We start from the raw sequence: 2,683 nt of genomic DNA on the forward strand, positions 1-2,683 counted from the left end.
AACTTTCTATTGACCCGGACTTACCAACAGAAGAATGTTTTCCAACTGCCGTAAAAACGAAACCAAAAGTTGAAAAGGACAGTGTTTCAAACTATCCAAAATTTATTACTCCATTTGAAATAAAAAGAGCTGCCAACATTCAAGGTGTTTTTATAGAGCTTATGGAAGGTGGTGTTGACACTGACTATTTGGTGATTATCAATACTGATGAAGAAGAGTTTAGAAAAAGCTTCCCTAAAACAGAAAACGCATCCATTCCTTTAGAGCACATCAAAAATGAAATGGTCACTATTACCATCACCTCAGATTTATACAGAATTCAAAAGAAGCTTAAAGTGAATATTCAATAATTGCACCTCAAGGATAATATTATTTTGTTTTATTTTTCGTTAGCATAAAAAAATAACTTGTAATTTCGCTGCAAACCATCCATATACTATGTCAAAGCCAGTTTTATTTTTAAAAGACGCATCTATATATCAAAGGGAAAGCCTCATACTTTCTGAAGTCAATGTGTCAATTAACAAGGGAGAGTTTGTTTACCTAATAGGAAAAACCGGGACCGGAAAGAGTAGTTTTATGAAAACCTTGTATGGTGATATTCCCCTTTTGGAAGGAGAAGGAGAAATTGTAGATTTTGATTTGCGAACACTCAAAGAAAAAGACATCCCTTTTTTGAGGCGTAAACTGGGAGTGGTATTTCAGGACTTTAAACTTTTGAATGACAGGACGGTTCATGACAACCTGCTCTTTGTATTGAAGGCTACCGGCTGGAAAGACAAAAGCAGTATGAACACAAAGATTGATGAAGTGTTGGGCAAAGTGGGCATGAAAACCAAGGGTTTTAAATACCCTTATCAACTATCAGGTGGAGAGCAACAGCGGGTGGCCATTGCACGGGCACTTTTAAATGACCCGGAGCTGATTTTAGCAGATGAGCCCACAGGAAACCTAGACCCCCAGACTTCAGTAGAAGTGATGGAAGTGCTTCAGGATATTAATAAAAACGGCAATACTATTTTGATGGCTACTCACGACTATGCTTTGCTACTCAAATATCCTTCCAAAACACTCAAATGTGATGAAAATCAAATTTTTGAAGTAGTACAGAAAACGGTTTAAGCCATGTATACTATTCTAAAAAATAGTGTAAAAAAATTGCTGCCCAAGAAGCTTCTCTTTCGGTTTGAACCTTTTTTTAGAAAACTCCTTCGGTTTCATTACAAAGGCAACAACTACCAATGTCCAGTTTGTGAAACCAAGTTAAACACTTTTATAGAACTTGAAAAAGGTGACTTATTATGTCCTGCCTGTGGTAGTAGAAGCCGTAGCAGAAGACTTTTGCAATTGCTCAAAGAAAACAACCTGATACAAGGAAAGGTTCTTGATTTTTCACCTCCACGTGGCTTTTATGAACTTATGAATAACGCACTAAAGCGTTCTTATTACCCAACAGATTTTGAAAACCAGTTTCTGGCACACTATCACTATGACATTACTGCAATTCCACACCAGGATGCTTATTTTGATTTGATCTTGTGCTATCATATTTTAGAGCATATCCCAGAAGATACCAAGGCCATGGCTGAATTATATCGAGTGTTGAAACCCAATGGTGTTTGCTTTATACAGACACCATTTAAGGAAGGTGATATCTATGAAGATGCTACAATCACTTCAGCTGAAGCAAGACTGAAAGCTTTTGGACAGGAAGATCACGTCAGAATTTACTCTGTTGAAGGATTGAAACAGCGGTTGGAACACGCTGGGTTTAAAGTAAAAACCACAATTTATGAAGCTGCTAAAAACGATTATAACGGATTGAAAAGCGAAACGATTATAACTGCCTATAAATAATGTTTTTGTCCTAACTAAGCTAAAAGCAACCAAATGATATCTATTTTAATCCCAACATACAATTACAACATCACAACACTTGTTTCAAGTATTGCATCGCAGATGGAGGGGTTGGAAATAGACTATGAAATCCTGGTACTTGATGATGCCTCCAACGATTTAGAAATCAAGGCAAAAAACAAAGAAATAACCTCCATTACAAACTGTTATTTTTTGGAAAGTTCAGAAAATAAAGGCCGTACTGCAACCAGACAGGCACTTGCAGAAAAAGCCAACTACGATCGCTTGTTGTTTATGGATGCTGATGTACTCCCTAAAGACAATGATTTTATGAAGAAGTTTGGCGTGGAAAAGCAAAACTACGATGTTGTTTTCGGAGGGATTACCTATGATGAAGAAAAGCCTGAAAAGGAAAAAATTCTTCGTTGGAAATACGGCAAAGCACGAGAAGCCAAGTCCGTTTCTGAAAGGAAAAAAATGCCACACCTTTCCATCATCTCACAGTGTTTTTTAATTCAAAAAAAAGTGTTTTTGCAAGCCAATGATTTTTATGACAATGTGTATGGAGTGGATGTATTGTTTGCTCAAAACTTAGAAAAGATGAATGCTAAAGTGCTGCATATAGACAATCCTATTGTTCACCTGGGTCTGGAAAGCAGCCAAAGTTTTATCAACAAATCAAAAAAAGGTTTGGAGACACTCTTCAAGTTTGAAAAAGAATCTAAAATACCCAACGATTACAGGCCTATTCAAAAAGCTTATCGGTCTTTGGAACGAAATAAATTAGATTCCTTTTTCATCAAAACCATCCAACTTTTTGAAAAAA

4 protein-coding genes are annotated in these 2,683 nt (G+C 36.4%); all 4 read left to right on the top strand.

All coding sequences use genetic code 11. The features are described from left to right. The coding region (locus AACY61_RS11995; protein ID WP_339611814.1) for a hypothetical protein at positions 1–350 on the top strand (350 nt) is incomplete at its 5' end. Positions 351–438: 88 nt separating this feature from the next. Continuing rightward, positions 439–1,122, top strand: a complete 684-nt coding sequence (locus AACY61_RS12000; protein ID WP_339611815.1) for an ATP-binding cassette domain-containing protein — start codon at positions 439–441, stop codon at positions 1,120–1,122. Positions 1,123–1,125: 3 nt separating this feature from the next. Continuing rightward, positions 1,126–1,857 carry a methyltransferase domain-containing protein gene (locus AACY61_RS12005; RefSeq protein ID WP_339611817.1) on the top strand — a complete coding sequence of 244 codons (732 nt, stop codon included), beginning with the start codon at positions 1,126–1,128 and terminating at the stop codon, positions 1,855–1,857. A gap of 33 nt (positions 1,858–1,890) precedes the next feature. Further along, positions 1,891–2,683 (top strand): glycosyltransferase (locus AACY61_RS12010; RefSeq protein WP_339611818.1); only part of this gene is annotated, 793 nt, incomplete at its 3' end.

The sequence above is a fragment of the uncultured Planktosalinus sp. genome (assembly GCF_963973675.1).
Taxonomy (GTDB): Bacteria; Bacteroidota; Bacteroidia; order Flavobacteriales; family Flavobacteriaceae; genus Planktosalinus.